The sequence below is a fragment of the Stutzerimonas balearica DSM 6083 genome (assembly GCF_000818015.1).
Classification (GTDB): domain Bacteria; phylum Pseudomonadota; class Gammaproteobacteria; order Pseudomonadales; family Pseudomonadaceae; genus Stutzerimonas; species Stutzerimonas balearica.
In genome coordinates, this window is the sequence record NZ_CP007511.1 from 145,888 (window position 1) to 169,733 (window position 23,846).

General features: G+C 68.6%; 23 protein-coding genes, 1 tRNA gene and 1 riboswitch. Of the genes, 18 read left to right on the plus strand and 6 right to left on the minus strand.

All coding sequences use genetic code 11. The features are described from left to right. Positions 1-44 precede the first annotated feature (44 nt). Positions 45-148, plus strand: a riboswitch (guanidine-I (ykkC/yxkD leader). 46 nt (positions 149-194) lie between these two features. The 10 genes from CL52_RS00635 to CL52_RS00680 are packed head-to-tail and all read left to right on the plus strand — an operon-like array spanning position 195 to position 8,652. Further along, complete coding sequence (locus tag CL52_RS00635) at positions 195-1,202, plus strand: ABC transporter substrate-binding protein (RefSeq protein WP_043217812.1); 1,008 nt, start codon at positions 195-197, stop codon at positions 1,200-1,202. 43 nt (positions 1,203-1,245) lie between these two features. Then, complete coding sequence (locus CL52_RS00640; protein WP_041109080.1) at positions 1,246-2,277, plus strand: fatty acid desaturase family protein; 1,032 nt, start codon at positions 1,246-1,248, stop codon at positions 2,275-2,277. A 1-nt stretch (position 2,278) separates the two neighbouring features. Continuing rightward, positions 2,279-3,064: an SDR family NAD(P)-dependent oxidoreductase gene (locus CL52_RS00645; protein WP_043217814.1), complete on the plus strand. Its 786-nt coding sequence runs from the start codon at positions 2,279-2,281 to the stop codon at positions 3,062-3,064. Further along, positions 3,064-3,801: an SDR family NAD(P)-dependent oxidoreductase gene (locus tag CL52_RS00650; RefSeq protein WP_043217816.1), complete on the plus strand. Its 738-nt coding sequence runs from the start codon at positions 3,064-3,066 to the stop codon at positions 3,799-3,801. The genes CL52_RS00645 and CL52_RS00650 overlap by 1 nt, the downstream gene beginning before the upstream one ends. After that, the gene (locus tag CL52_RS00655; RefSeq protein WP_043217818.1) at positions 3,798-4,682 is read left to right on the plus strand and encodes a DMT family transporter; all 885 of its coding nucleotides are present in this window, start codon (positions 3,798-3,800) and stop codon (positions 4,680-4,682) included. The genes CL52_RS00650 and CL52_RS00655 overlap by 4 nt, the downstream gene beginning before the upstream one ends. Further along, positions 4,679-5,452, plus strand: coding sequence for a creatininase (locus CL52_RS00660; protein ID WP_043217820.1), 774 nt, complete (start codon positions 4,679-4,681; stop codon positions 5,450-5,452). Before CL52_RS00655 ends, CL52_RS00660 begins: the two co-directional genes overlap by 4 nt. Continuing rightward, on the plus strand, positions 5,452-6,093 hold the full coding sequence (locus CL52_RS00665) for a cysteine hydrolase family protein (protein ID WP_041109071.1): 642 nt from the start codon (positions 5,452-5,454) through the stop codon (positions 6,091-6,093). The genes CL52_RS00660 and CL52_RS00665 overlap by 1 nt, the downstream gene beginning before the upstream one ends. After that, a complete protein-coding gene (locus tag CL52_RS00670; protein ID WP_052264499.1) occupies positions 6,090-6,935 on the plus strand; it encodes a hypothetical protein in 846 nt (281 codons plus the stop codon). Before CL52_RS00665 ends, CL52_RS00670 begins: the two co-directional genes overlap by 4 nt. Beyond that, positions 6,932-7,816: an ABC transporter permease gene (locus CL52_RS00675; RefSeq protein WP_043217822.1), complete on the plus strand. Its 885-nt coding sequence runs from the start codon at positions 6,932-6,934 to the stop codon at positions 7,814-7,816. Before CL52_RS00670 ends, CL52_RS00675 begins: the two co-directional genes overlap by 4 nt. Next, positions 7,813-8,652, plus strand: coding sequence for an ABC transporter ATP-binding protein (locus CL52_RS00680; RefSeq protein WP_043217823.1), 840 nt, complete (start codon positions 7,813-7,815; stop codon positions 8,650-8,652). The genes CL52_RS00675 and CL52_RS00680 overlap by 4 nt, the downstream gene beginning before the upstream one ends. Before the next feature lie 19 nt (positions 8,653-8,671). On the opposite strand, the gene CL52_RS00685 is transcribed toward CL52_RS00680, so the two are convergent. Next, positions 8,672-9,691: an alpha/beta fold hydrolase gene (locus CL52_RS00685; RefSeq protein ID WP_043217826.1), complete on the minus strand. Its 1,020-nt coding sequence runs from the start codon at positions 9,689-9,691 to the stop codon at positions 8,672-8,674. A 138-nt stretch (positions 9,692-9,829) separates the two neighbouring features. Here CL52_RS00685 and glnT point away from each other — a divergent pair, with 138 nt between their 5' ends. The 4 genes from glnT (at position 9,830) to CL52_RS00705 (ending at position 13,235) form a co-directional block, all read left to right on the plus strand. After that, positions 9,830-11,194 (plus strand): type III glutamate--ammonia ligase, encoded by a 1,365-nt coding sequence (gene glnT, locus CL52_RS00690; RefSeq protein WP_043217828.1) that lies wholly within the window; start codon positions 9,830-9,832, stop codon positions 11,192-11,194. An 11-nt stretch (positions 11,195-11,205) separates the two neighbouring features. Then, positions 11,206-12,276, plus strand: coding sequence for a putative urea ABC transporter substrate-binding protein (locus tag CL52_RS00695; protein WP_043217829.1), 1,071 nt, complete (start codon positions 11,206-11,208; stop codon positions 12,274-12,276). Between the two features lie 107 nt (positions 12,277-12,383). Then, positions 12,384-13,013: a TetR family transcriptional regulator gene (locus tag CL52_RS00700; protein ID WP_043217831.1), complete on the plus strand. Its 630-nt coding sequence runs from the start codon at positions 12,384-12,386 to the stop codon at positions 13,011-13,013. Between the two features lie 126 nt (positions 13,014-13,139). Beyond that, positions 13,140-13,235: transfer RNA gene (locus CL52_RS00705), tRNA-Sec, on the plus strand. 6 nt (positions 13,236-13,241) lie between these two features. On the opposite strand, the gene CL52_RS00710 is transcribed toward CL52_RS00705, so the two are convergent. Together CL52_RS00710 and CL52_RS00715 are read right to left on the minus strand one after the other, a co-directional pair. After that, positions 13,242-13,706, minus strand: coding sequence for a glycine cleavage system protein H (locus tag CL52_RS00710; protein ID WP_043217833.1), 465 nt, complete (start codon positions 13,704-13,706; stop codon positions 13,242-13,244). Continuing rightward, complete coding sequence (locus CL52_RS00715) at positions 13,703-14,074, minus strand: DsrE family protein (RefSeq protein ID WP_041109055.1); 372 nt, start codon at positions 14,072-14,074, stop codon at positions 13,703-13,705. Before CL52_RS00715 ends, CL52_RS00710 begins: the two co-directional genes overlap by 4 nt. A gap of 120 nt (positions 14,075-14,194) precedes the next feature. Between CL52_RS00715 and cfaB the strand changes: the two genes are divergently transcribed. Next, a complete protein-coding gene (cfaB, locus tag CL52_RS00720; RefSeq protein WP_043217834.1) occupies positions 14,195-15,376 on the plus strand; it encodes a C17 cyclopropane fatty acid synthase CfaB in 1,182 nt (393 codons plus the stop codon). Between the two features lie 21 nt (positions 15,377-15,397). Here cfaB and CL52_RS00725 read toward each other — a convergent pair whose 3' ends face one another. The 3 genes from CL52_RS00725 to CL52_RS00735 all read right to left on the minus strand — a co-directional run bounded on the left by CL52_RS00725 (position 15,398) and on the right by CL52_RS00735 (position 19,259). After that, positions 15,398-16,246 carry a universal stress protein gene (locus CL52_RS00725; RefSeq protein WP_043217836.1) on the minus strand — a complete coding sequence of 283 codons (849 nt, stop codon included), beginning with the start codon at positions 16,244-16,246 and terminating at the stop codon, positions 15,398-15,400. A gap of 14 nt (positions 16,247-16,260) precedes the next feature. Then, positions 16,261-17,754, minus strand: a complete 1,494-nt coding sequence (locus CL52_RS00730; RefSeq protein ID WP_041109049.1) for a SulP family inorganic anion transporter — start codon at positions 17,752-17,754, stop codon at positions 16,261-16,263. Positions 17,755-18,038: 284 nt separating this feature from the next. Continuing rightward, positions 18,039-19,259: a cyclic di-GMP phosphodiesterase gene (locus CL52_RS00735; RefSeq protein WP_074519804.1), complete on the minus strand. Its 1,221-nt coding sequence runs from the start codon at positions 19,257-19,259 to the stop codon at positions 18,039-18,041. 205 nt (positions 19,260-19,464) lie between these two features. Here CL52_RS00735 and CL52_RS00740 point away from each other — a divergent pair, with 205 nt between their 5' ends. The 3 genes from CL52_RS00740 to CL52_RS00750 all read left to right on the plus strand — a co-directional run bounded on the left by CL52_RS00740 (position 19,465) and on the right by CL52_RS00750 (position 23,640). After that, a complete protein-coding gene (locus CL52_RS00740) occupies positions 19,465-21,240 on the plus strand; it encodes a sensor histidine kinase (RefSeq protein ID WP_425288329.1) in 1,776 nt (591 codons plus the stop codon). Next, positions 21,237-22,592: a sigma-54-dependent transcriptional regulator gene (gene mifR / locus CL52_RS00745; protein WP_043217839.1), complete on the plus strand. Its 1,356-nt coding sequence runs from the start codon at positions 21,237-21,239 to the stop codon at positions 22,590-22,592. The genes CL52_RS00740 and mifR overlap by 4 nt, the downstream gene beginning before the upstream one ends. A gap of 64 nt (positions 22,593-22,656) precedes the next feature. After that, the gene (locus tag CL52_RS00750; protein WP_043217840.1) at positions 22,657-23,640 is read left to right on the plus strand and encodes a zinc-dependent alcohol dehydrogenase family protein; all 984 of its coding nucleotides are present in this window, start codon (positions 22,657-22,659) and stop codon (positions 23,638-23,640) included. Positions 23,641-23,846 lie beyond the last annotated feature (206 nt).

Consider the following 23,846-nt stretch of genomic DNA (forward strand, 5'->3'; position numbering starts at 1 on the left):
AGTCGCGCGCTCGCGCCGCTTGTAACGGCACACACTGGAGCAACACCCAGGCGAACTAGGGTTCCGGTCTGCAGGACGCAGGCGCTGGTCCGAGAGTTCTCCGGCCCGAAGGATGCGGGCTACACGGCGGGATAAAAGCCCGGGAGACGCGATGTCATCCCGTGCCTGTCATTCCACCGTGAGGAGTCACGTCCATGTCAGCTTCCGCGTTTCGCTCGTTGCGCAAGGCCCTGCTCGGCGCCACCCTGGCCGCCAGCACCCTGCTTGCCCCACTGGCCGGCCAGGCGGCCGAATCGATGAAGATCGGCACCGTGGTCTGGGCCGGCTACGGGCCGTTCTACGTCGCCGACAAGAAGGGCCTGTTCGAGCCGCATGGCCTGGACGTCGAACTGCAGTTCTTCAACGATCCGGCGCTGATTCCCACGGCGCTGGCCAGCCGCGCCCTCGACGGCGGCATGCTGACCTACGACCAGGTGGTCGCCTCGGTCGCCAAGGGGCTCAAGCACCGCGTGGTGATGCCCATCGACTTCTCCAACGGCGGCGATGCCATCGTCGCCGAGGCCTCGGTCGGCTCGGTCGCCGATTTCAAGGGCAGGAAGGTCGGCTTCAACCCGCTGTCGCCCTCGGAGTTCCTGCTGGCCTACGCGCTGCAGCAGAACGGCATGAGCGACAAGGACATCGTCCCGGTGAACATGACCCCGGAGGGCATTCCCGGCGCCATGGCCTCGGGCAGCCTGCCGGTAGGCGTGACCTACGAGCCGAACGTGTCGCAGATCCTCGGCATGGGCGACGGTAGCAAGTTCAAGGTGGTGTTCTCGTCGAAGGACGCCCCCGGCCTCATCACCGACGTGCTGGTGTTCGACGAGGCGATGATCGCCAAGAAGCCGGAGGCCATAAAGGCGCTGATCGAGGGCTACCTCGACGGCCTGGCCTACATGCGCGAGCACCCCGAGGAATCGGCGCAGATCATTGGCCAGGTGCTTGGCGTCAGCGCCGCCGAAGCGCAGGCGCAGATGGCCGGCGCGCACAACCTCAGCCTCGAGGAAATGCCGGCCAGCTTCGCACCCTCGCAGGCCACCAGCTCGTTCCACGGCAGCGGCGCGATCATCGCCAAGCTGCTGAAGGCCAACGGCCAGATCCCGACCATTCCGGATTTCACCCAGACCTACGACGCCCGCTTCGTCGAAGCGCTCGTCCAGTGAACCCTGACCGGGCCGGCTGCGGTCGGCCCCTGCGGAGCCCGTCATGACCACTACCGCCAAGCCCAAGTCGCTGTTCCGCTACGCCGACGGCCGGCTGCCCAATACCCTGGCCATCGGCTACACGCTGTTCGGCTATGTCGGCGGCATCGCCCTGTTGTTCGCCGGGAGTGCCTGGCTGAACGCGCTCGGCACCCTGCTGCTGGCGCACGCGATGATCATCGCCGCCTACCTGATCCACGAGTTCGCCCACGGCACCATCTTCAGCGTGCCGCGCCACAACGTCTGGGCCGGCAACCTGTGCAGCTGGATGGCCGGCAGCTGCTACGCCGAGTTCCAGGACCTGCGCAAGAAACACATGCGCCACCACGTCGACCGCGCCGACGTCATCACCTTCGACAGCAAGGCCTTCCTGCTGGCCTGCCCGGGCTGGGTCCGGCGCCTGGTGCTGGCGCTGGAATGGGCCTACATCCCGGCGGTCGAGCTGATCATGCACGGCTACGTCATCGTCTTGCCGTTCATCACCGGCAACGACAAGCATCGCGCCCGTCGTCGGCAGGTGGCGCTGACCCTGGCGGTGCGCGGCCTGCTGTTCACCGTCATGGGGCTGGTCTCGTTGAAGGCGCTCGCGCTGTACCTGCTCGCCTGGCTGATCATGCTCAGCGTGCTGCGCTTCGCCGATGCCTACCAGCACACCTACGATGCCTTCGCCGTGCTGGAGGAGGGCGCCGTGCCCGACGACAAGCCGCGCGACCGCCGCTACGAACAGCAGAACACCTTCAGCAACGTCGTCTCGCTGCGCTGGCCGGCGCTGAATCTGCTGCTGCTCAACTTCAGCTACCACAACGCCCATCACGAAAAGCCGGTGGCGCCCTGGTACCGCCTGCCGCGGCTGCACGAGGAGCTCTACGGCAGCGCTTATGCCCAGGTCATCCCGATGCGCCAGCTGCTCGGGCCGTTTCACCGCTACCGCCTCAAGCGCGTGCTCAGCGATGACTACGGTGTGGTCGGCGAAGGCCCCGGCAAGGCCGAGGGTTTCTACGGCGCCGTGGGCGTCTCCTTTCTGACGGCGGTGTGAGATGAATGCGCTCGATTACCGCGGTCGCACGCTGGTGCTGACCGGCGCGGCCGGTGGCATCGGCCAGGGCCTGGCGCAGGCTTTCGCCGAGGCCGGCGCGCGGCTGGAACTGATCGATCGTGACGGCGCCGCGCTCGACCGCCTCTGCGCCACCCTGCCGGAGGGCGTCCAGGCGCGCGCCGTGGTGCTCGACCTGGGCGATCTGGCCGCCGTGCAGGCCTACGCCGACGACCTGGCGGCGCAGGAGCTGACGGTCGATGTGCTGATCAACAACGCCGGCATGGAATATCCGACCCCGCTGGGCGAGGCGAGCGCACAGGCCGACCGCCGCTGGGCCGAGCTGCTGGACAACAACGTGGCCTCCATGCAGCGCCTGACCCGAGCCTTGCTGCCGCGCCTGGCCGCTGGCGCCAGCGTGATCAACCAGGCGTCGATCTGGGGGCTGAAGGGCGTGCCGGGCTTTTCCGCCTATGTCGCCAGCAAGCACGCGGTGATCGGCCTGACCCGGGCGTTGGCCTGGGAACTCGGCGCGCGGCGCATTCGCGTCAACGCCGTATGCCCCGGCTGGATCGCTACCGAGGCGGCGATGCGTTCGCTGCGCAGCATGGCCGCCGAGCACGGCCGCAGCGAGGCCGCCGAACTGCAGGTGATCCTGGCCGCTCAGGCGATCCCCGAACTGCTGCGACCGGCCGATCTGGCCGGGACCTTTCTGTTTCTCGGCTCGCCGCTGGCCGCTGCCCTGACCGGGCAGGCGCTGTCGGTCAGCCACGGCGAGGTGATGCACTGATGAACCTCCAGCTCAGCGGCCAGATGGCCCTGGTCACCGGCGCGGCGACCGGCATCGGGCGCGCCACCGCGCTGGCCCTGGCGGCGGCCGGCGCAACGGTATGGGCCAACCATCTCGGCCAGCACAGCGCGGCCGGCGAGCTGCAGGCCCACGGCATACGCCCGGTCGAGGCCGATGTCAGCGACCCACAGGCGGTTGCCGCCCTGTTCGAGACGATCGCCGCCGAAGGGCCGCTGGACCTGCTGGTGAACAACGCCGGGGTGATCCTCGAGAAAGCCTTTCTCGACACCGACGAGGACGACTGGGCGCGGGTGCTCGGCGTCGACCTGACCGCGGTCTATCGCTGCTGCCGGCATGCGCTGCCCGGCATGCGCGAGCGCCGTCGCGGGGCCATCGTCAACGTCGCCTCGGACCTCGCTTTTCTCGGGCGCGAGCACTACGCCGCCTACTGCACGGCCAAGGCCGGGGTGCTGGGGCTCACCCGCTCGCTGGCGCGCGAGTTCGCCGCCGACGGCATCCGTGTCAACGCGGTCGCCCCCGGGCCGATCGCCACGGCGATGGTCAGCGCGGAGCACATGAGCGACGAATGGATGGCCAAGGAGCTGGCCATTCCCATGGCGCGCCTGGGCACGCCGGAGGAGGTGGCCGCGGCGATCGTCTTCCTGCTGTCACCGCAGGCGAGCTATTTCACCGGACAGACGCTCGGGCCCAACGGTGGCTCCTGGATGGGCGCATGAGCCGGTTGCTGCCCCAGGCGATGCTGATCGGTGGCGCGGTCATGTGGGGGCTGGGCTGGTTGCCGCTGCAGTATTTCGCCGCGCGCGGCCTGGCCGGCATGCCACTGGTGCTGCTGACCTACGCGCTGCTCAGCCTGCTGGCCCTGCCGGTGCTCTGGCGGCAGCGCCGGCGCTGGGCCACGCAGCCTCGGCAGCTGCTCGTCATCGGCCTGTGCGGCGGCTGGGCAACGGCGGCGCTGATCACGGCACTGGGCGAGGGGCATGTGGTGCGGGTGATGCTGCTGTTCTACCTGGCGCCGGTGTGGGCGATGCTCGGCGGCTGGCTGCTGCTTGGCGAGCGCCTGAGCCTGGCGCGGGTGTTCGCCCTGGGCCTGGCCCTGCTGGGGATCGCCGTCACCCTGGGGGTGAGCCGCGAAACGCTGCGCCCGCTGCAGCCGAACGACTGGCTGGCTCTCTCGGCCGGGCTGGCCTTCAGCCTCAACAACCTGGCGACCCGCGCCGCCGATCGGGTGCCGCTGGCGAGCAAGGCGCTGGTCAGCTTCGTCGGCAGTGCGCTGCTCGGTGCGCTGTTCTGCCTGTTCGGCGAACAGGCCCTGCCGGCGGTCGACTTCACCCTCGCCTGGCAGGTCGGCCTGCTCGCCCTTGGCTGGATCCTCAGCATGTCCGCCGTGCAGTACGGGCTGACCCATCTGGAAGCCGGGCGCGCCGCGCTGCTGGTGGTGTTCGAGTTGATCGCCGCGGTGCTCTCGGCGGCCTGGCTCGGCCAGCAGGGCATCGCCACTCACGAATGGTTCGGCGCCGCGCTGGTGACCGCTGCTGCCCTGATCGCCGGCTGGCCCGAGCGGCCGGCACTACCCGTTGCAAGGAGTCCGCTGACATGAACCCCGTCCATATGGATCAACTGAGCTGGGTCGACTACGAGCGCCGCGTGCGCGACGGCGCCGTGCTGTTCCTGCCCTGCGGCGCCACCGAGCAGCACGGCCCGCACCTGCCGCTGGGCACCGATGCGCTGCTGGCGAGCGCGATCAGCGCCGAGGTGGCCGCGCGCGTCGGTGGGCTGGTCGCGCCGGCGCTTTCCTACGGCTACAAGTCGCAGCCCAGGTGCGGCGGCGGGCAGCACTTCTGCGGCACCACCAGCCTCGACGGCGCCACCCTCAGCGCGCTGGTTCGCGATGCGGTGCGCGAGTTTCACCGGCACGGCGTGCGGCGGCTGGTGCTGGTGCTCGGCCATTACGAGAACACCTGGTTCGTCGCCGAAGGCATCCAGCTGGCGCTGCGCGATCTCGGCCCGGGCGCCGGGCTCGAGGTGATGCGCCTGGAACACTGGGATTTCTGCCGCGAACAGACGCTGGGCGAGATCTTTCCCGACGGCTTTCCCGGCTTTGCCCTGGAGCACGCGGCGGTGATCGAGACCTCGCTGATGCTGCACTTCCACCCGCAGCTGGTGGCGCTGGAGAAGATTCCGGACGACGGCCCGGCCGACTTCCCGCCGTACGACATGTATCCGACACGCACCGCCTGGGTGCCACCCTCCGGCGTGCTGTCCTCGGCCCGGGGCTCGAGCGCCGCCAAGGGCGAGCGCATGGCCGCCGACATCGTCGCGGGCATCGCCGCGGCGGTGTGCCACGAATTCCAGCTGGAGCAGCCGTGATGCTCGATCTACGCCGCACGGCGCTGCTGGTCATCGACATGCAGCGCGACTTCTGCGCCCCCGGCGGCTATGCCGACCAGGCAGGGCTGAACATCGACCGCCTGCGCGCGCCGATCCCGGTGATCGCCCGCCTGTTGGCGCACGCGCGGGCGCTCGGGTTGCTGGTGGTGCATACCCGCGAAGGCCATCGCCCGGACCTGACCGACCTGCCGGCGGCCAAGCGCCACCGCGCCGAGGCCACCGGCGCGCCGATCGGCTCGCCCGGCCCGCTCGGCCGGCTGCTGGTGCGCGGCGAATACGGCCATGACCTGGTCGACGAACTGCAGCCGCTGGCCGGCGAGCCGGTGATCGACAAGCCCGGCTACAGCGCCTTCGCCCATACCGATCTCGACCTGCTGCTGCGCAAGCGTGGCATCGAGACGCTGATCCTCACGGGCGTGACCACCGAAGTCTGCGTGGCCTCGACACTGCGCCAGGCCATCGACCTGGGCTTCGACTGCCTGACCATCAGCGACGCCTGCGCCAGTACCGAGCCGACGCTGCATCGCGCCGCCCTGGCGATGATCGAGGTCGAGGGCGGCATCTTCGGCCGGGTCGCCGACAGCACGGCGCTGCTCGAATGGTTGCGAGGTGCCGCATGAGCGCCGCCATCCACAACGTGGCGACCCCGGCGTCGCCCGGGCCCGCCGGTGCCGTGCCCGAGGCCTATCTGGGTGTCTGGCAGCGTCGCCTGCTGACCACCCGCGCGGGGCTGCGCGACGAGACCAGCGAAGTGTTCTGGTTGCAGACCGCTTGCCTGCATGCCGACCTGCGCCTGCCGCAGCCGGGGGTGCGCGCCGCCTCGCTGGAAACCGCCAGCCATGCCGAACAGCTGGAGCTGGCCGACCAGGCCGGCTTTGCCGGGCTCACCGAGGTGCGCGGCGACCGCTGCCAGTGGCACCGGCTGATCGACTTCCAGCCCGGCGGCGGGCCGGCGGACATCGGTCGCATGCGCTTCGAGCAGCCCGAGCGCCTGCTCGAGGACGGGCTCGACGGTAGCTATCACGAAGTCTGGCAGCGGCTGCCGGAGTCCCGCGGGCACAACTGGGGCCTCTGGCTGCAGGCCGCGACGGGCGGGCGGCAGGGCTGCCTGCTGGTCGCTGGCGACTACTTCCTGTTTGCCGCCGAGCGGGCCTGCGCGCTGCCCGACGGCGGCAGCCTGCGCCAGCGATTGGCCGAGGTCGGTCCGGCGCAACGTCCGGCATTGCTCGGCTTCGAGCTCTCGTTCGGTCGCCAGCGCGGCGGCGCCACGCCCTGGCGCATCAGCCATTCGACGCTGCCGGGGCGAGCCGGCCAGGCGCTGCTGCCGGCCGACTGCCCCTACGTGTCGGCCGCCGCGCTGCCGGCCTCGGCCCTGCTCGCGCTGGGCCAGCACTGCCCGGCCGGTGGCTGGGTCGCGCTGGCGCCGCCCCCTTTGCCCGCTTCGCAGGAGAACCACCCATGACTGCGCAACTCAGCCTGACTCATCCGGACCTGGCATCAAGCCCTGCGCCGTGCGACCCGCCGGCGGCGACGGCCACCGCGCCGACGCCGCGCCGCGCACGTCTGTGGACGCTGCGCGGCGAGCTGCCGCGCCGTACGGTCTGGGCGCTGGCGGCGACCGGCCTGGCCACGCCCTTCCTGCTCTGGTGGGCCTGGACCGCGCTCGGCCTGGCCGATCCGCTGTTCATGCCGAGCCCCGGTGCGGTGTTCGAGCGCATCCTGCGCTGGTGGCGCGAGGAGGGCCTGCTCGGCGATATCGGCATCAGTGTCTGGCGCGTCATGGCCGGGTTTGCCGCCTCGGCGCTGGTGGCCCTGCCGCTGGGGCTGTACATCGGCACCTACCGCCCGGTGCAGGCGCTGCTCGAGCCGCTGACCGACTTCATCCGCTACATGCCGGCGGTGGCCTTCATCCCGCTGGTGATGCTCTGGGTCGGCATCGACGAGGGTTCGAAGGTGCTCATCATCTTCATCGGCACCTTTTTCCAGATGGTGCTGATGGTCGCCGAGGACGTGCGCCGGGTGCCGATGGCGCAGATCGAGGCGGCGCAGACGATGGGCGCGACCCGCGCCGAGATCGTCAAGCTGGTGATCCTGCCGTCGGCGCGCCCGGCGCTGCTCGATACCCTGCGCGTCACCTGCGGCTGGGCCTGGACCTACCTGGTGGTGGCCGAGCTGGTGGCCGCCAACTCGGGCCTGGGTTACGCGATTCTCAAGGCGCAGCGCTACATGCACACCGACAAGATCTTCGCCGGGATCCTGTTGATCGGCCTGATCGGCTTGCTCACCGACCAGGCCTTCCGCTGGCTGTCGCGCCGCGCCTTTCCCTGGAGGAAACAAGCATGACCCCACCGAAGATCGCCATCCGCCAGGTCGGCAAGACCTTTGTCAGCGAGGGCCGCGAGGTCGAGGCGCTGCAGTCGGTCAGCCTCGACGTGCAGCCCAACGAGTTCATCACCTTTGTCGGCGCCTCGGGCTGCGGCAAGTCCACGCTGCTGCGCATCGTCGCCGGGCTGGAGGCACAGAGCCGCGGGCAGATCCTGCTCGACGGCCGGCCGGTGGACGGCCCGGGCGTGGACCGGGCGATGGTCTTTCAGCACTACAGCCTCTACCCCTGGCTGACGGTGATGAAGAACATCAAGTTCTGCCGGCAGCTGAAGGTCATCGCCGACCAGGTGCGCGGCGATGCCGACATCGAGACCGCCAGCGGCCGCGCCGACGCGCTGCTCGCGCTGATGGGCCTGACCAGCTTTGCCGACGCCTACCCCAGCCAGCTCTCCGGCGGCATGCAGCAGCGTGTCGCCATCGCCCGCGCGCTGATGCCCAAGCCGGCCACCTTGCTGATGGACGAACCCTTCGGCGCGCTCGATGCGCAGACCCGCGAGGTGATGCACGACCTCATCCGGCATGTCCACAAGCTGGAAAAGACCACCATCCTGTTCGTCACCCACGATGTCGAGGAGGCGATCTACCTCGGCACGCGTGTGGTGCTGATGGCGCCGCGCCCGGGGCGCATCGACTCGATCTACGAGGTGCCGCTGCCGGCGGTGCGCGACCAGGACATGAAGCTCGCGCCGGCCTTCACCGAGCTCAAGCGCGAGATTCTCGGGCGCATCCGCGAAACCTCCGGCATGCAGACCGACCTCGAGCAGCTGGCCCGGCTCACCGCCGTGGCCCACTAGACCCGCCGCGCCGGCCGGCTCAGCGCAGCAGCTCGGCCATGCCGGCGAACACCTGGGCCATCGCCGCCGGGTTGCGCCCCGGGCCGCCGGCGCAGTGGCCCCAGTCCGACTCCAGTACGCGCAGCTCGGCGCCGGGGATCAGCCCGGCCTCATGGCGGGCGTCGTCTGCGGTGAAATACAGGTCGCTGCTACCCGGCATCAGTAGCGTGCGCGCGCGGACCCGGCCGAGCGCCTCGGCGAGGCTCGCGACGGCAAAGTCGCGGGCCGGGTCCGCGCTTTGCCAGGTATCGAGCACGCAGAGCAGGTCGTTGGCGTCCTGCGCCAGGTGATCGGCTTCCCACCAGGCGAGCAGTGCTTCGAGCGAATCGAAGCCAAGCTCGCGCCAGCCTTCGCGGCGGTAGAACGCCTGTGAATAGGCCCAGCCGGCGTAGACCCGGCCAAAGGCGCGCAGCCCGCGCTGCGGCGGCGCCTGGTAGCGGCCGTCGTGCCAGGCGGCATCGGCGCACAGCGCCGCCTTCACGCCGTCGAGAAACACCCGGTTGTGCGGCCAGCAGCGCGCCGTGCAGCAGAACGGCAGGATCGCGCGCACCCGCTCGGGGTAGGCCATCGCCCAGTACAGGGCCTGCATGCCGCCCATCGACCAACCGGTGACCAGGCGCAGCGTCCAGTCCGCGCCGAACAGCGCATCGAGCAGCTGCTTCTGGGCCCGCACGTTGTCCAGCAGGCCGATGCGCGGGAAGTCGGCGCCACGCTGCGTGGCATGTGCCTGGCTCGGCGAGCTGGACCAGCCGGCGCCGAACAGGTTGGTCAGCACCACGCAGTGCTCGCCATCGGCCAGCGGACTGCCTGCACCGATCAGGGGCAGGCTGCCCCAATGTGTTCCACCGTAGTAGCTCGGGACCAGCACCAGGTTGTCCCGCGCGGCGTTCGGCTGGCCGACTAGTTGATAGCAGAGCCGCGCCTGTCGCAGGGTCGCGCCGCTTTCCAGGGCCAGTTCGCCGAGTTCCAGGAAGTGTTTTTCTTTATGTATTTCAATCATTTGGCCATCTCCGTCCGGGTCTGCGTACAGCGCTGCTGCGCCGCCGCTCTGCCTTTTCTATACACGCTGGCATGTATATTGGATGAAGGATTCGTGCCACGGCCGAGAGGCTGGCCCGAATTCAGCTAGGAGCGCCACATGACCACCTTCCCGCAATCGATCGTCGACGAACTCAAACAGCAGCTGCAGGCCAAGGGCGTGAAGTACGCCATGGCCAGCTACGTGGATATCCACGGCGTCATCAAGGGCAAGTTCGTGCCCCTGCCGCACCTGGGGCAGATGCTCAAGGGGTCGGAGCTCTACACCGGGGCTGCACTCGACGGTGTGCCGCAGGACATCAGCGACAACGAGGTCGCCGCCATGCCCGACCCGGCGAGCGCCACCCAGTGCAGCTGGAACCGCGAGCTGGCCTGGTTCGCCAGCGACCTGTACCTCGACGGCCAGCCCTTCGAGGCGTGTTCGCGCAATATCCTCAAGCGCCAGACCGAGGCCGCCGCCGCGCTCGGCTACCGCTTCAACCTCGGCATCGAGACCGAATTCTTTCTCCTCAAGGACACGCCCGAGGGCGGCTTCGCACCGTTGTCGGCGCGCGACACCGCGGCCAAGCCCTGCTACGACCCGCGCGGGCTGATGGACAACCTGCCGATCATCGACGAGCTGGTCGAAGCGATGAACGAGATGGGCTGGGGCGTCTATTCCTTCGACCACGAGGACGCCAACGGACAGTTCGAGACCGACTTCAAGTATGCCGACGCGCTGACCATGGCCGATCGCTTCGTGTTCTTCCGCTTGATGGCCGGGGAGATCGCCCGCAAGCACGGCGCCTTCGCCAGCTTCATGCCCAAGCCCTCGGCCAACCGCACCGGCTCGGGCGCGCACTACAACATGTCGCTGGCCGACCTCGGCAGCGGTCAGAACCTCTTCGAGGTCACAGGCGAGGACCCGCACGGCTGCGGCGTCACGCCGCTGGCCTATCACTTCATCGCCGGGGTGCTCAAGCATGCCAAGGCGATCTGCGCGGTGATCGCGCCGACCGTCAACAGCTACAAGCGCCTGGTGCGCAAAGGCGCCATGTCCGGCTCGACCTGGGCTCCGGTGTTCTGCTGCTACGGCAACAACAACCGCACCAACATGCTGCGCATCCCCTCGCAGGGCGGGCGGGTGGAATGCCGCGCGGCGGACATCGCCTGCAACCCCTATCTGGGCGCCGCGATGATCCTCGCCGCAGGCCTGGAAGGCATTCGCGAGCGGCTCGACCCTGGCCTGCCGCACCGCGAGAACATGTACCACTACAGCGAAAAGGAGGTCCGCGAGCTGGGCATCGAGACCCTGCCGCGCACCCTCGACGAAGCCATCGACGCCTTCGAGGCCGACCCGCTGTCGCGGCAGGTGTTCGGCGACGCCCTGTTCGAAACCTTCGTGCAGTTCAAGCGTGACGAGTGGAGCGCCTACCACACGCACGTCTCCGACTGGGAAATCCAGCGTTATCTGAAGTTCTTCTAAGGAGCGACACCATGCAGATCACGATGCTCAAAGGCTGGCTGTGCGCCGGCGCCCTGGCACTGGCCAGCCTCTCGCCGCTGGCACAGGCCGAGAAGAAGGACAGCTTCGACCTCGCCTGGACCATCTACGCCGGCTGGATGCCGTGGCAGTACGCCGACGAGTCGGGAATCATGAAGAAGTGGGCCGACAAGTACGGCATCACCGTGAACATCACCCAGGTCAACGACTACGTCGAATCGATCAACCAGTACACCGCCGGCCAGTTCGACGGCGTGGTCGCCACCAGCATGGATGCCCTGTCGATCCCCGCCGCCGGCGGGCTCGACACCACCGCGCTGATCGTCGGCGACTACTCCAACGGCAACGACGGCATGGTGATGAAGGGCAGCAGCGACCTGAAGACGCTCAAGGGCCAGCCGGTGCACCTGGTCGAGCTGTCGGTCTCGCACTACCTGCTGGCGCACGCGCTGGAAAGCGTCGGCCTCTCCGAACGCGACGTGCAGGTGGTCAACACCTCCGACGCCGACCTGGTCGCCGCCTTCGGCACGCCCGATGTGCGCAACGTGGTGACCTGGAACCCGCTGCTCGCCGAGGTGCAGGCCATGCCCGACGCTCATCTGGTGTTCGACTCCAGCCGGATACCCGGCCACATCAAGGACCTGACCATCGTCAACAGCCAGACCCTGGCCGACAACCCGGCGCTGGGCAAGGCCCTGGTCGGCGCCTGGTACGAGGTGATGGCGATTCTTGAGAGCGACAGCGAAGAAGGTGCCAAGGCCCGTGCCGCGCTGGGCCGTGCCTCGGGCACCGACCAGGCCGGCTATGAGGCGCAGCTCGAGGGCATGAAGATGTTCTGGAAACCGGCCGACTCGCTGGCCTTCATCACCAGCGACGAGGCCCGCCAGGCGATGGATAGCGTGCGCCGCTTCTCCTTCGATCACGGCCTGCTCGGCGAAGGCGCCGACTCGGTGGACTTCGTCGGCATCGCCATGCCCGGCGATCAGGTGCTGGGCGACACCGGCAACATCAAGCTGCGCTTCGACACCCGCTACATGCAGATGGCCGCCGACGGCTCGCTGTAAACGGCTGCGCGGGGCCGGCACCCGCTGCAACCCGGCGTCACCCGGTCGGCTCCCCGAGCCGGCCGGCTGCGCTACCATCGCTTCCCTCGCAACCGACCGACATCGCCATGCGCCGCACCAAAGAAGACGCCGAACAGACTCGCCTGAAGGTCATCGAAGCCGCGCTCGAGCTGTTCAGCCGCAACGGCTACTCCAACACCACCCTGGCGATGATCGCCGAAGCCGCCGGCTTCAGCCGCGGCCCCATCTACTGGCACTTCAAGAACAAGGACGAACTCTACGAAGCCGTGCTGACCTACTCCCAGCAACCGCTGGAACAACTGGTCGAACGCACTCGCGCGCTGGCCGGCGAACCGCTGCTCGCGCTCGCCCACTTCGTCGAACACTGGTTTCGCCTGCTGCTGGAAAACCGCTGGCACCGGCAGTCGTTCGAGATCCTGCTGAACAAGACCGAGCTGACCGCCCAGCTCGCCGGCACGCTGCAGCGCGAACGCCAGCTGACCCGGCAGATGACCCGCCTGTTAGGCGACCTGATCGAACAGGCCCAACGCGCACGGCTGATCCCCGCCACGCAGGACCCGACCTCGCTCGGCCTGCTGCTCTATTCCTCGCTAATGGGCATCACCCATACCTGGCTGTTCTCGCCGCGGCTGTTCTCCCTCAAGGACCGCGCACCGCACTTCAGCGCCGCGCTGCTGGCCCTGCTGCACACCGACCCAGGCACGCCCGCGACCTGACCCACCGCCCCTGTCGCCCGCGCCGCCACCCGTGCTAGCCTTCGGCTCCACGCGTGTGTCGCAGCGCATCGACACTCCCGCGTCTGATCCTCAGCTGACGCAGGAAAATCCCTTGTAAATCAAAGAGGAAGGCAATCGCACCCGGTGGTGCGGCCGGGCTTCAAACCCGGTTGGGGACGGCAGCCGTTCCCGGGTGAGTTCGACTCTCACTGCCTTCCGCCAACTCCCCTACTTCCACTGCAGCGCCTGTACCTCGCCGCGTGCCGGGTCGAAGTTGTCCAGGCGCATGCGTTCGGCGATGGCGGCCAGGGCGGGTTCGCCGGTGAGGAAGCGTTCGCGGGTTTCGGGCCAGTCGTCTGGCTGCAGGCGCACCATCCAGCCGCTATCGTAAGGGTCGCGGTTGATCAGGTTGGGGCGCTTTTCCAGGGCCTCGTTCACGGCCAACAGCTCGCCGGCCAGGGGGCTGCGGGCGGAGGAGGCGGCCTTGGCGAATTCCACCACGCCGAAACTGCGGCCCGCCTCGATGCGTGCGCCGATGCGCTTGGGGGTGAAGGCGAAGATTTCACCGTACAGCGCGCAGCCGTAGGCGGTGAGGCCGAGGGTCACGCTGCCGTCGGCTTCCTCGCGCAGCCAAAGCGCGTGTTCGGGGGCGTAGAGCAGGCTGTCGGGGAAGGGCAGGCCGTGGAGATTCATAGGGTCAGCACCCGGTCGTATTCGAGGATCATCTGCGCCAGCTCGCCGCCGCTGGAGATGTCGTCGAGTTCGTCGATCAGCGCCTCCGCGACGATCACCACGCCTGGCTGGCGACACATCAGCAGGCGCGCCCCGGCGCTTTTCGCCTGGCCGATGAAGTGCCGCAGCGGCTCGCCGCCTTCGATTGCGCGCAGCCTGTCGGCCACCTCGCGGCGAGCCAGTTGAGTGGCTTCGCCGGTGAGAAACAGCGTGACCTCGGCGTCCATGCAGGCGAGCAGGGTGGCGATGTGGAAGGGCGCCGCGCAGCGCGCCGGGGTGCTCGGCCCGCTGGCGACCAGGATCAGCACGCGTTGCGTCGCTTGGGCCATGGCATGTTCTCCGCAGATTTCGTCGTTGGGCTCGATAGGGCGGGGCTATCGGCTCCATAGCCTACAATTTTTCAAAGTTGGTCTAGGATTTTCTTTCATGGACCGAATGGAGAACGACGCATGCTGGCTTCAATGCTCCCCGCCCTGCGCGAACTCGGCCTGCCGCTGCGCCTGCGCCTGTGGGACGGCACCGAGATGGACATCACCGCGCAGCCATTGGTGACGCTCGAGATCCGCGACCCTGCCCTGGTGCAGCAGCTGGCACGCCCAAGCCTGGATTTGCTCGGCACGGCCTTTGTGGAAGGGCGGATCGACCTGCTCGGGCCGATGGGCGAGGTGATCCGCATCGGTGACGAGATCACCCGCGCCCTCGGCGACGATAACTTCCCGCTGCCGCTGCGCCAGGCGCATGACAAGGACACCGACGCGCAGGCCATCTCCTATCACTACGACCTGTCCAATGCCTTCTATCAGTTGTGGCTCGACCGCGACATGGTCTACTCCTGCGCCTACTTCGAGACCGGCACCGAGGACCTCGACACCGCGCAACAGGCCAAGCTGCGCCATCTGTGCCGCAAGCTGCGGCTCAAGCCCGGCGAGCGGCTGCTGGACGTCGGCTGCGGCTGGGGCGGGTTGGCGCGTTTTGCCGCGAGAGAATTCGGTGTCGAGGTGTTTGGCATCACCCTGAGCCGTGAGCAGCTGCAGCTGGCGCGCGAGCGGGTCGTGGCCGAAGGGCTGCAGGATCGGGTGACGCTGGAGTTGATGGATTACCGCGACCTGCCGGGGGACGGGCGCTTCGACAAGGTGGTCAGCGTCGGCATGTTCGAGCATGTCGGCCACGCCAACCTGCCGCTGTATTGCCAGAAGCTCTACGACGTGGTGCGCCCGGGTGGCCTGGTGATGAACCACGGCATCACCGCGCGGCATACCGATGGCCGGCCGGTCGGCCATGGCGCCGGCGAATTCATCGACCGCTACGTGTTCCCGCACGGCGAGCTGCCGCATGTGGCCGGCATCACCGGCTGGATCAGCGATGCCGGGCTGGAGGTGGTCGACGTGGAGAGCCTGCGCCTGCACTACGCGCGCACGCTGGAGTTCTGGAGCCAGCGCCTGGAGGACCGCCTGGACGAGGCCGCCCGGCTGGTGCCCGAGCGGGCGCTGCGGATCTGGCGCGTCTACCTGGCCGGGTGCGCCTACGGCTTCCGCCGCAACTGGATCAACCTGCACCAGATCCTGGCGAGCAAGCCGCTGGCCGACGGCTCGCATGAGCTGCCCTGGAGCCGCGCCGACCTCTATCGCTGAACCGGGGCCGCGGGGCTGCCCTCAGCGCAGCAGGAGCAGCGCCGTGGTGCTGGTGCGCAGCAGGCTGCTGGTGGTGCTGCCGACGAAGAACTGGCGGATGCGCGAGTGACCGTAGGCGCCCATCACCAGCAGGTCGAGGCCGTGTTCGGCCTGGTAGGCATGCAGTTCGGGCTCGACCTCGCCGGGGCGAATCGCCGCCTGCACGGCGAACCCGGCCGCCTCCAGGCTGGCGCGAGCGGCCTCCAGCGCGGCACAGGCATCGCCGCTATCGGCGCCGACCATCACCAGATGCAGTGGCAGGCCCTTGAACAGCGGGCTGTCGACGAGCATCTCGACACCCTTGCGCGCGGTGTCGCTGGCGTCGAAGGCGAACAGCACCGAGCGCGGCGCCTCGAACTGCGGCGGCACCACCAGGATCGGCCGATGCAGGATGCGGATGACGCTTTCGAGCTGGCTGCCGACCTGCTGCTCCGGCGCGCTTTCGCCCTGGCGGCCGATGACCAGCAGGCGGGTTTCCGGCTCCAGCTCGCGCAGGCTTTGCGGCAGGTCGCCGTGACGCTGGCGCAGCTCGGCGGCCTCGACGCCGGCGGCGCTGACGCGCTCCTTCGCCGCTTCGAGCATCAGCCGGCCCTGCTCGAGCGCCAGGCGGTTGCGCTGTTCGTCGAGCGTGGCCAGCTCATGCAGCAGGAACTCGCGGCTGCCGAGGCCGATGATGCCGCTGAGGTCGGCGGCGGCGGTCGGGTATTCGCGCTGGTCGAGCACGTGCAGCAGGGTCAGCGGCGCGCCGAGGCGCCGGCTGGCCCAGGCCGCGCAATCGCAGACCGCGGCGGAGACGGCCGAGCCGTCGATGCAAGCCATCACGTGGGTCATTCTCGCTCTCCTGCTCAGTGACTCATCAACTGGTCGGCCGTGGCGGCGTCGGTCTTATCGTGCACGCCGAAACGGTCGACGATGGTGGCGCTGGCCTCGTTCAGCCCGAGCACCCGGACCTCGGTGCCCTCGCGGCGGAACTTGAGCACTACCTTGTCCAGCGCGGCGACCGCGGTGATGTCCCAGAAATGCGCCCGCGACAGGTCGATGGTGACCTGCTCGATCGCCTCGCGGAAATCGAACGCCGAGGTGAACTTGTCCGATGAGCTGAAGAATACCTGGCCGGTCACCTTGTAAGTGCGATGCTGGCCGCCGCCGTCGAGTTCCGAACCGATGTGCAGGTAATGGCCGACCTTGTTGGCAAAGAACAGCGCGGCGAGCAGCACGCCGGCCAGCACGCCAAAGGCGAGGTTGTGGGTGAACACCACCACGATCACCGTGGCGAGCATGACGATGTTGGTCGACAGCGGGTAGCGCCTGAGGTTACGCAGCGAGTCCCAGCTGAAGGTGCCGATCGAGACCATGATCATCACCGCCACCAGCGCGGCCATGGGGATCTGCCCGACCCAGTCGCTGAGAAACACCACCATCAGCAGCAGGACGACGCCGGCGACCAGCGTCGACAGGCGGGTGCGGCCGCCGGATTTCACGTTGATCACCGACTGGCCGATCATCGCGCAGCCGGCCATGCCGCCGAACAGCCCGGCGACGATGTTGGCCACGCCCTGGCCCTTGCACTCGCGGTTCTTGTCGCTGCCGGTGTCGGTCAGCTCGTCGACGATGGTCGCGGTCATCAGCGACTCGAGCAGGCCGACCACCGCCAGCGCGGCCGAGTAGGGCAGGATGATCGCCAGCGTCTCCAGGGTCAGCGGGACCTCGGGCCAGAGGAATACCGGCAGGGTGTCGGGCAGTTCGCCCATGTCGCCGACGGTGCGGATGTCCAGGCCGAAATACACCGCGACCGCGGTCATCGAGAGGATGCACACCAGCGGCGAAGGGATCACCTTGCCCAGCTTCGGCACGTGGGGGAACAGGTAGATGATGCCCAGGCCCGCCGCGGTCATCGCATAGACGTGCCAGGTCACGCCGGTGAGTTCCGGCAGCTGCGCCATGAAGATCAGGATCGCCAGCGCATTGACGAAGCCGGTGACCACCGAGCGCGAAACGAAGCGCATCAGCGAGCCGAGCCGCAGGTAGCCCGCGACGATCTGCAACAGGCCGCACAGCAGCGTGGCCGCCAGCAGATATTGCAGGCCGTGCTCGCGCACCAGGGTGACCATCAGCAGCGCCATGGCGCCGGTCGCGGCGGAAATCATGCCTGGCCGGCCACCCACGAAGGCGATCACCACGGCGATGCAGAAGGAGGCATAGAGGCCGACCCGCGGGTCGACCCCGGCGATGATGGAAAAGGCGATCGCTTCGGGAATCAGCGCCAGGGCGACGACCAGGCCGGACAGCAGGTCGCCGCGCAGGTTGGAAAGCCAGTTGTGTTTGATCGTGTGCAGCATCGTTATATCCAGGCAATGGCACGTGCAGACCCGAGGTGGCCGGCAGCGATACAAGGCGAGTTTTCAGGCTGAGGCTTGAACTGTCCAACGGCGGTGCGCGGACAGCGGCGAACGACCGGCCCCTGACGGGCAGCCGCAAGATGACGCGAGGGGCGGAGCGCTATGGCGGACCAGGCAGCCAGGTCATGGGCAATACGGGCTCGTTGCCGAGCGATTCGCCGGGGCGGATCGCGTTCGGGGGGCGACAGTCTAGCCGCCGGCCCCTGCTTTGACGACCCTTGCCGCTAGGTCCAGAGCTCGTCGAGGTTGCCGAAGCCCCAGGCCGCCGGGTCTTCGCGGGCGACGATGCGGTCGTCGCAACGCGCATCGGACAGGTCCAGCTCCTGCTGGGGAATCGCCGCTCGGGTGCGGCTGCTGTAGAACAGCTTCAGCCGCGGGGCAGTCAGTTGCTGCGGATTCTGCTCGATGACCACGCCCAGCCGCCCGGATTGCAGGCGCACCAGAGTCCCGAGCGGATAGATGCCGACGGCGCGCACGAAGGCGTGCAGCAGTTGCGTGTCGAAGTGGCCCTGCCATTGCGCCATCTTGGCCAGCGAGCCCGAGGCGTCCCAGGCCGTCTTGTAGGGGCGGTTCGAGGTGATGGCGTCGTAGACATCGCAGATCGCGCCCATGCGCGCCAGCAGGCTGATCTGCTCGCCCGCCAGTCGGTGCGGGTAGCCGGTGCCGTCGACCTTCTCGTGGTGATGCAGGCAGACATCGAGTACCGCCTCGGACACCGATGACTGCGCGTTCAGCAAAATGGCATGCCCGCGCTCGGGATGGCTGCGCATGATGGCGAATTCGTCGTCATCCAGCTTGCCGGGCTTGTTCAGTACTTCCAGCGGCATGGCCATCTTGCCGATGTCATGCAACAGCCCGGCCATGCCCGCCTCGCGAACCTGATCCGCGGCCATGCCGAGCTGGCGGGCGAGCGCCACCATCAGCGCGCAGACCGCCACCGAATGCATGTAGGTGTACTCGTCCTTGGTCTTGAGCCGCGCCAGCCCGAGCAAGGCCGAGCCGTTGCGCGCCAGCGACGCGGAGATCTCCTCGACCAGCGGCAGACACTGGGCAGGGTCGACCGCCTTGCCCAGCCGCGCCTCGTTGAACAGGCCGGTCATCTGCTGCTTGGAGCGCTTGAGCAGCCGGCTGGCACGCTGCAGCTCCTCGCTCAGGTCGCTCGACGGGGCGGGGCTTGCGGGTGCGGCAGCTGCCTGCGGGGGCGGCGTCGGCGCATCGGCCGGGCGCGCAGGCTGTTCTGCTGCCGTGGTCGGGGCCTGCACGTCCAGGCCTTTCTGCACGTCGATCCACAGCGCCTTGATGCCACTGGCGCGCAGTGTCTGCAGGTCGGCGGGATCGGTCAGCAGAAACCTGGTTCGCCAGAACGGGTGGTTGAACCAGTTGCCGTCCAGCGCATGGATGTACATGCCGGCACGCAGCTGGCTGATGGCGATTTTCTTGAGCAAAGCGGGACCTCGCTTGATCGTGCTGGTCAGCGGTCCCTGCTTGTCCGACAGTCGCATCCATGATGCAAGTGATATCACAATGACATTACTGCCATGGGTCAAGACTTTTCCGCTTCGCCCAGGCAGCACCGGCCTGCGCGGGCCGCGGCTTTCGCTTACCATCCTCGCGTCTTGATCCTTTACCTCGAGCCTGCGCTTTTTGCCCATGTCCAGCCGCCTGCGCTTCATCCTGATCGTCGCATCGATCCTGCTTGGCCTGGCGCTCAGCCTGTTCTGGGCCGGGCGCATCGCCGAGCAGCGCGTCTGGGCCGAGCGCAGCCAGGAGGCGCGTGGCCAGCTCGATCTCTATGCCCAGGCGATCCACACCCAGGTCGAACGCTTTCGCTCGGTGCCGGCGTTGCTGGCGCTCGACAGCGATATCCGGCGCCTGCTCGAGGCTCCCGACGACCGCCAGCTGCGCAAGGTGCTGAACCTGCGCCTGGAGCAGCAGAACCAGGCGGCCGGCTCCTCGGTGCTCTACCTGCTGAACCGTTACGGCGAAACCATCGCGGCGAGCAACTGGCGTGACTGGTCGAGCTTTGTCGGCAACAACTATGCCTTTCGCCCCTATTTCAGCGATGCCGTGGCCCACGACAGCGGGCGCTACTTCGCCGTCGGCGTGACCACCGGCATTCCCGGCTACTTTCTTTCCCACGCGGTGCATGGCGAGAACGGCGAGATACTCGGCGTACTGGTGGTCAAGCTCGAACTCGAGGACATGCAGCGCGAATGGGCCGGGCAGTCGGGCATCCTGCTGATTGCCGATTCGCTGGACATCGTCATCCTGACCAACCGGCCGGCCTGGCGCTTTCGGCATTTGCGTCCGCTCGACGAAGCGGTGCGCGAACGCCTGGTCGCGGCGCGGCGCTATGCCGAGCAGACCCTGCAGCCGCTGCCGAGCTCGCGCATCGAGCGCCTCGGCGAAGGCGCCGAGCGGCGGCGTGTGGAAGGCCCCGACGGCAGCCGCGACTACCTCTGGCAGAGCCTCGACCTGCCCAAGGAGGACTGGACCCTGCACCTGCTGCTCGAACCGCAGGCGGTGAGCGAAACCGTGCGCAGCTATCGCCTGGCCGCCGCCGGGGTTTGGATGACCCTGGCCTTTCTGCTGCTCTACCTGGCGCAGCGGCGCAAGACGCGGCGTGTCGAGCAGCGCAGCCGCAACGAGCTGGAGCGGCTGGTCGAGGAGCGCACCGGCGAGCTGCGCACCGCCCAGGACGAACTGGTGCATGCCGCGCGCATGGCCGCGCTGGGGCAGATGTCCGCGGCGCTGGCACACGAGATCAATCAGCCGCTGACCGCCTTGCGCATGCAGCTCGGCAGCCTGCGCCTGCTGCTCGACAATGGCCGCGAACAGGAGGTGCGCGACGGTCTCGGCCAGGTCGAGGGCCTGCTCGAGCGCATGGCGGCGCTGACCGGCCATCTCAAGACCTTCGCGCGCAAGAGCCCGGCCGGGCTGGCGCAGCGCCTGGTGCTGCACGAGGTGCTCGAACAGGCGCTGCAACTGCTCGGCCCGCGCCTGCGCAGCGAGGCGGTGCAGGTGCATTGCCAGGTGCCGGCCGAGGCCTGCATCAGCGGGGATGCGATCCGCCTGGAGCAGGTGCTGATCAACCTCCTGAACAATGCGCTGGACGCCATGCGCGAGAGCGAGCGGCGCGTGCTCGGCATCGATTGCCGGCGCGACGGCGACAGCTGGCGGCTGGCGGTCAGCGACAGCGGTGGCGGCATCGCCGAAGCGGACCTGGACAAGATCTTCGAACCGTTCTACACCACCAAGCCGGTCGGCCAGGGCCTCGGCCTCGGGCTCGCGGTGTCCTACGGCATCGTCCGCGACCTGGGCGGCAGCCTCGAGGCGCACAATGGCGAGCAGGGCGCGGTATTCGAGGTCAGGCTGCCGGCGGTCGAGCCGACCGCGGCGCAGCAGCGGCAGGAGAGCGAGAGATGAGCGGGCAGGTGTTTTTCATCGACGACGAAGCGGCGATACGCCAGGCGGTGCAGCAGTGGCTGGAGCTGTCCGGCTTCCAGGTGCGCACCTTCGCCCGCGCGCGCGAGGCCCTGGCGCTGCTCGACCGGGGCTTTGCCGGCGTGCTGGTCAGCGATGTGCGCATGCCCGATCTCGATGGCCTCGGCCTGCTCGAGCAGGTCGTGGCGCTCGACGCGGAGCTGCCGGTGATCATGGTCACCGGGCACGGCGACGTGCCGATGGCGGTGCAGGCGCTGCGCCAGGGCGCCTACGACTTCATCGAGAAACCATTCACCCCCGAGCGCCTGCTCGACTCGGTGCGTCGCGCGATGGACAAGCGCCGGCTGGTCTGCGAGAACCGCCAGCTGCGCGAGCAATACGCGCGCAAGGGGCGCATCGAGTCGCAGCTGCTCGGCGTGTCGCGGGCAATGGAGGCGCTGCGCCGGCAGGTGCTGGACCTGGCCGGCACCGACGTCAATGTGCTGATTCGCGGCGAAACCGGCAGCGGCAAGGAGCAGGTCGCCCGTTGCCTGCACGACTTCAGTCGCCGCGCCGAGCGCGCCTACGTCGCGCTCAACTGCGCGGCCATCCCGGAAACCATCTTCGAGAGCGAGCTGTTCGGCCACGAGAGTGGCGCCTTCACCGGCGCCCAGGGCCGGCGTATCGGCCGCATCGAGCATGCCCATGGCGGCACCCTGTTTCTCGACGAGATCGAGAGCATGCCGCTGGCGCAGCAGGTCAAGCTGCTGCGCGTGCTGCAGGAGCACACGCTCGAGCGCCTGGGCTCGAACCGCAGCATCGAAGTCGACCTGCGGGTGATCAGTGCGGCCAAGCCGGACCTGCTCGAGGAGGTGCGCGCCGGGCGCTTTCGTGAGGATCTCCTGTACCGCCTGAACGTGGCCGAGCTGCGCATACCGCCGCTGCGCGAGCGGCGCGAGGACATCCCGCTGCTGTTCGAACATTTCGCCCGCCAGGCCGCCGAGCGCAACGGGCGCGAACCGCCGAGCCTGGCGCCTGCCGAGCTGGCACGGCTGTTGGCGCACGACTGGCCGGGCAACGTCCGCGAGCTGATCAACGCCGCCGAACGCCACGCCCTGGGCCTCGGCGCGCCGGTGCCGGCGGCCGCGGCGGCGGTGGCGACCGGGCAATCACTGGCCGAACAGCTGGAGGCCTTCGAGGCGCAGTGCCTGCACAACGCGCTGCAACAGTGCCGCGGCAATATCGGCGAGGTGATGAGCCTGCTGCAGCTGCCGCGGCGCACGCTCAACGAAAAGATGCAGCGCCACGGCCTGAGCCGCGGCGATTACCTGCCGGCCGGCGCCGGCGAGGGCTGACCACGGCGCGCAACGCGCTGGCGTTGCGCCTAAGCTGAGCGAGACCTGGCCAAGGAGTGCGAGCATGCGAGCGATGCAACTGGAGCGGATCGGCCAACCCCTGGCGCTGCGCGAGGTGCCCCTGCCACAGCCCGGCGCGGGCGAGGTGCGGGTGAAGGTCAGCGCCTGCGGCGTCTGCCGCACCGACCTGCATGTGGTCGACGGCGAACTCCCGGCTGCGCCGCTGCCGATCATTCCCGGACACGAGGTGGTCGGGCGAATCGATGCGCTGGGGCCGGGGGTGACCGATCTGACGCTCGGCCAGCGGGTGGGCGTGCCCTGGCTCGGGCATACCTGCGGACATTGCAGCCACTGCCAGCATGCCGAAGAAAATCTCTGCGAGGCGCCACAGTTCACCGGTTACACCCGCCCCGGTGGCTACGCCGAATACGTGGTGGCCGATGCCCGCTTTACCTTTGCGCTGGGCGAGGACGGCGACGATGTCGCCACCGCGCCGCTGCTCTGCGCCGGGTTGATCGGCTGGCGCTCGCTGGTCAAGGCCGGCGACGGCAGGCGGCTGGGGCTCTACGGTTTCGGTGCGGCGGCGCACATCGTGCTGCAGGTCGCGCGCTGGCAGGGGCGCGAAGTCTACGCCTTCAGCCGGCCGGGCGACCTCGCCGCCCAGGCCTTCGCCCGCTCGCTCGGTGCCGCCTGGGCCGGCGACTCGGGCATGCCGCCACCCGTGCCGCTGGACGCCGCGATCATCTACGCGCCGGCCGGCGAGCTGGTACCGATCGCGCTGCGCGCGGTACGTAAGGGTGGCCGGGTGGTCTGCGCCGGGATCCACATGAGCGACATCCCGAGCTTCCCTTACGACATCCTCTGGCACGAGCGCGAGCTGCTCTCGGTCGCCAACCTCACCCGTCAGGATGGCCTGGACTTCTTTCCCATCGCCGCGCAGGTCGGCATTCGCACCGAGACCCATGCCTATCCGCTGGAGCAGGCCAACCAGGCGCTGGACGATCTGCGTCACGGCCGCTTTCAGGGCGCCGCCGTGCTGGTGCCCTGACGCTCGCCGGCCAGACGAACGACGAACCAGTTCGATGGCTTCCCGCTTGAATTCGGAGCTGTATTTCTTGCGCTTGGACATAAACACTCCTTCAGCTCCTGTGTGAGCTTACTCGAAAGTGTCCCGGCTAACGGGATAGAGCCCCTCTACCCCGGCAGCAGCACATCCCAATCTTTGCTTGGAGCAAAAGTTTCGCTGTTGCTACA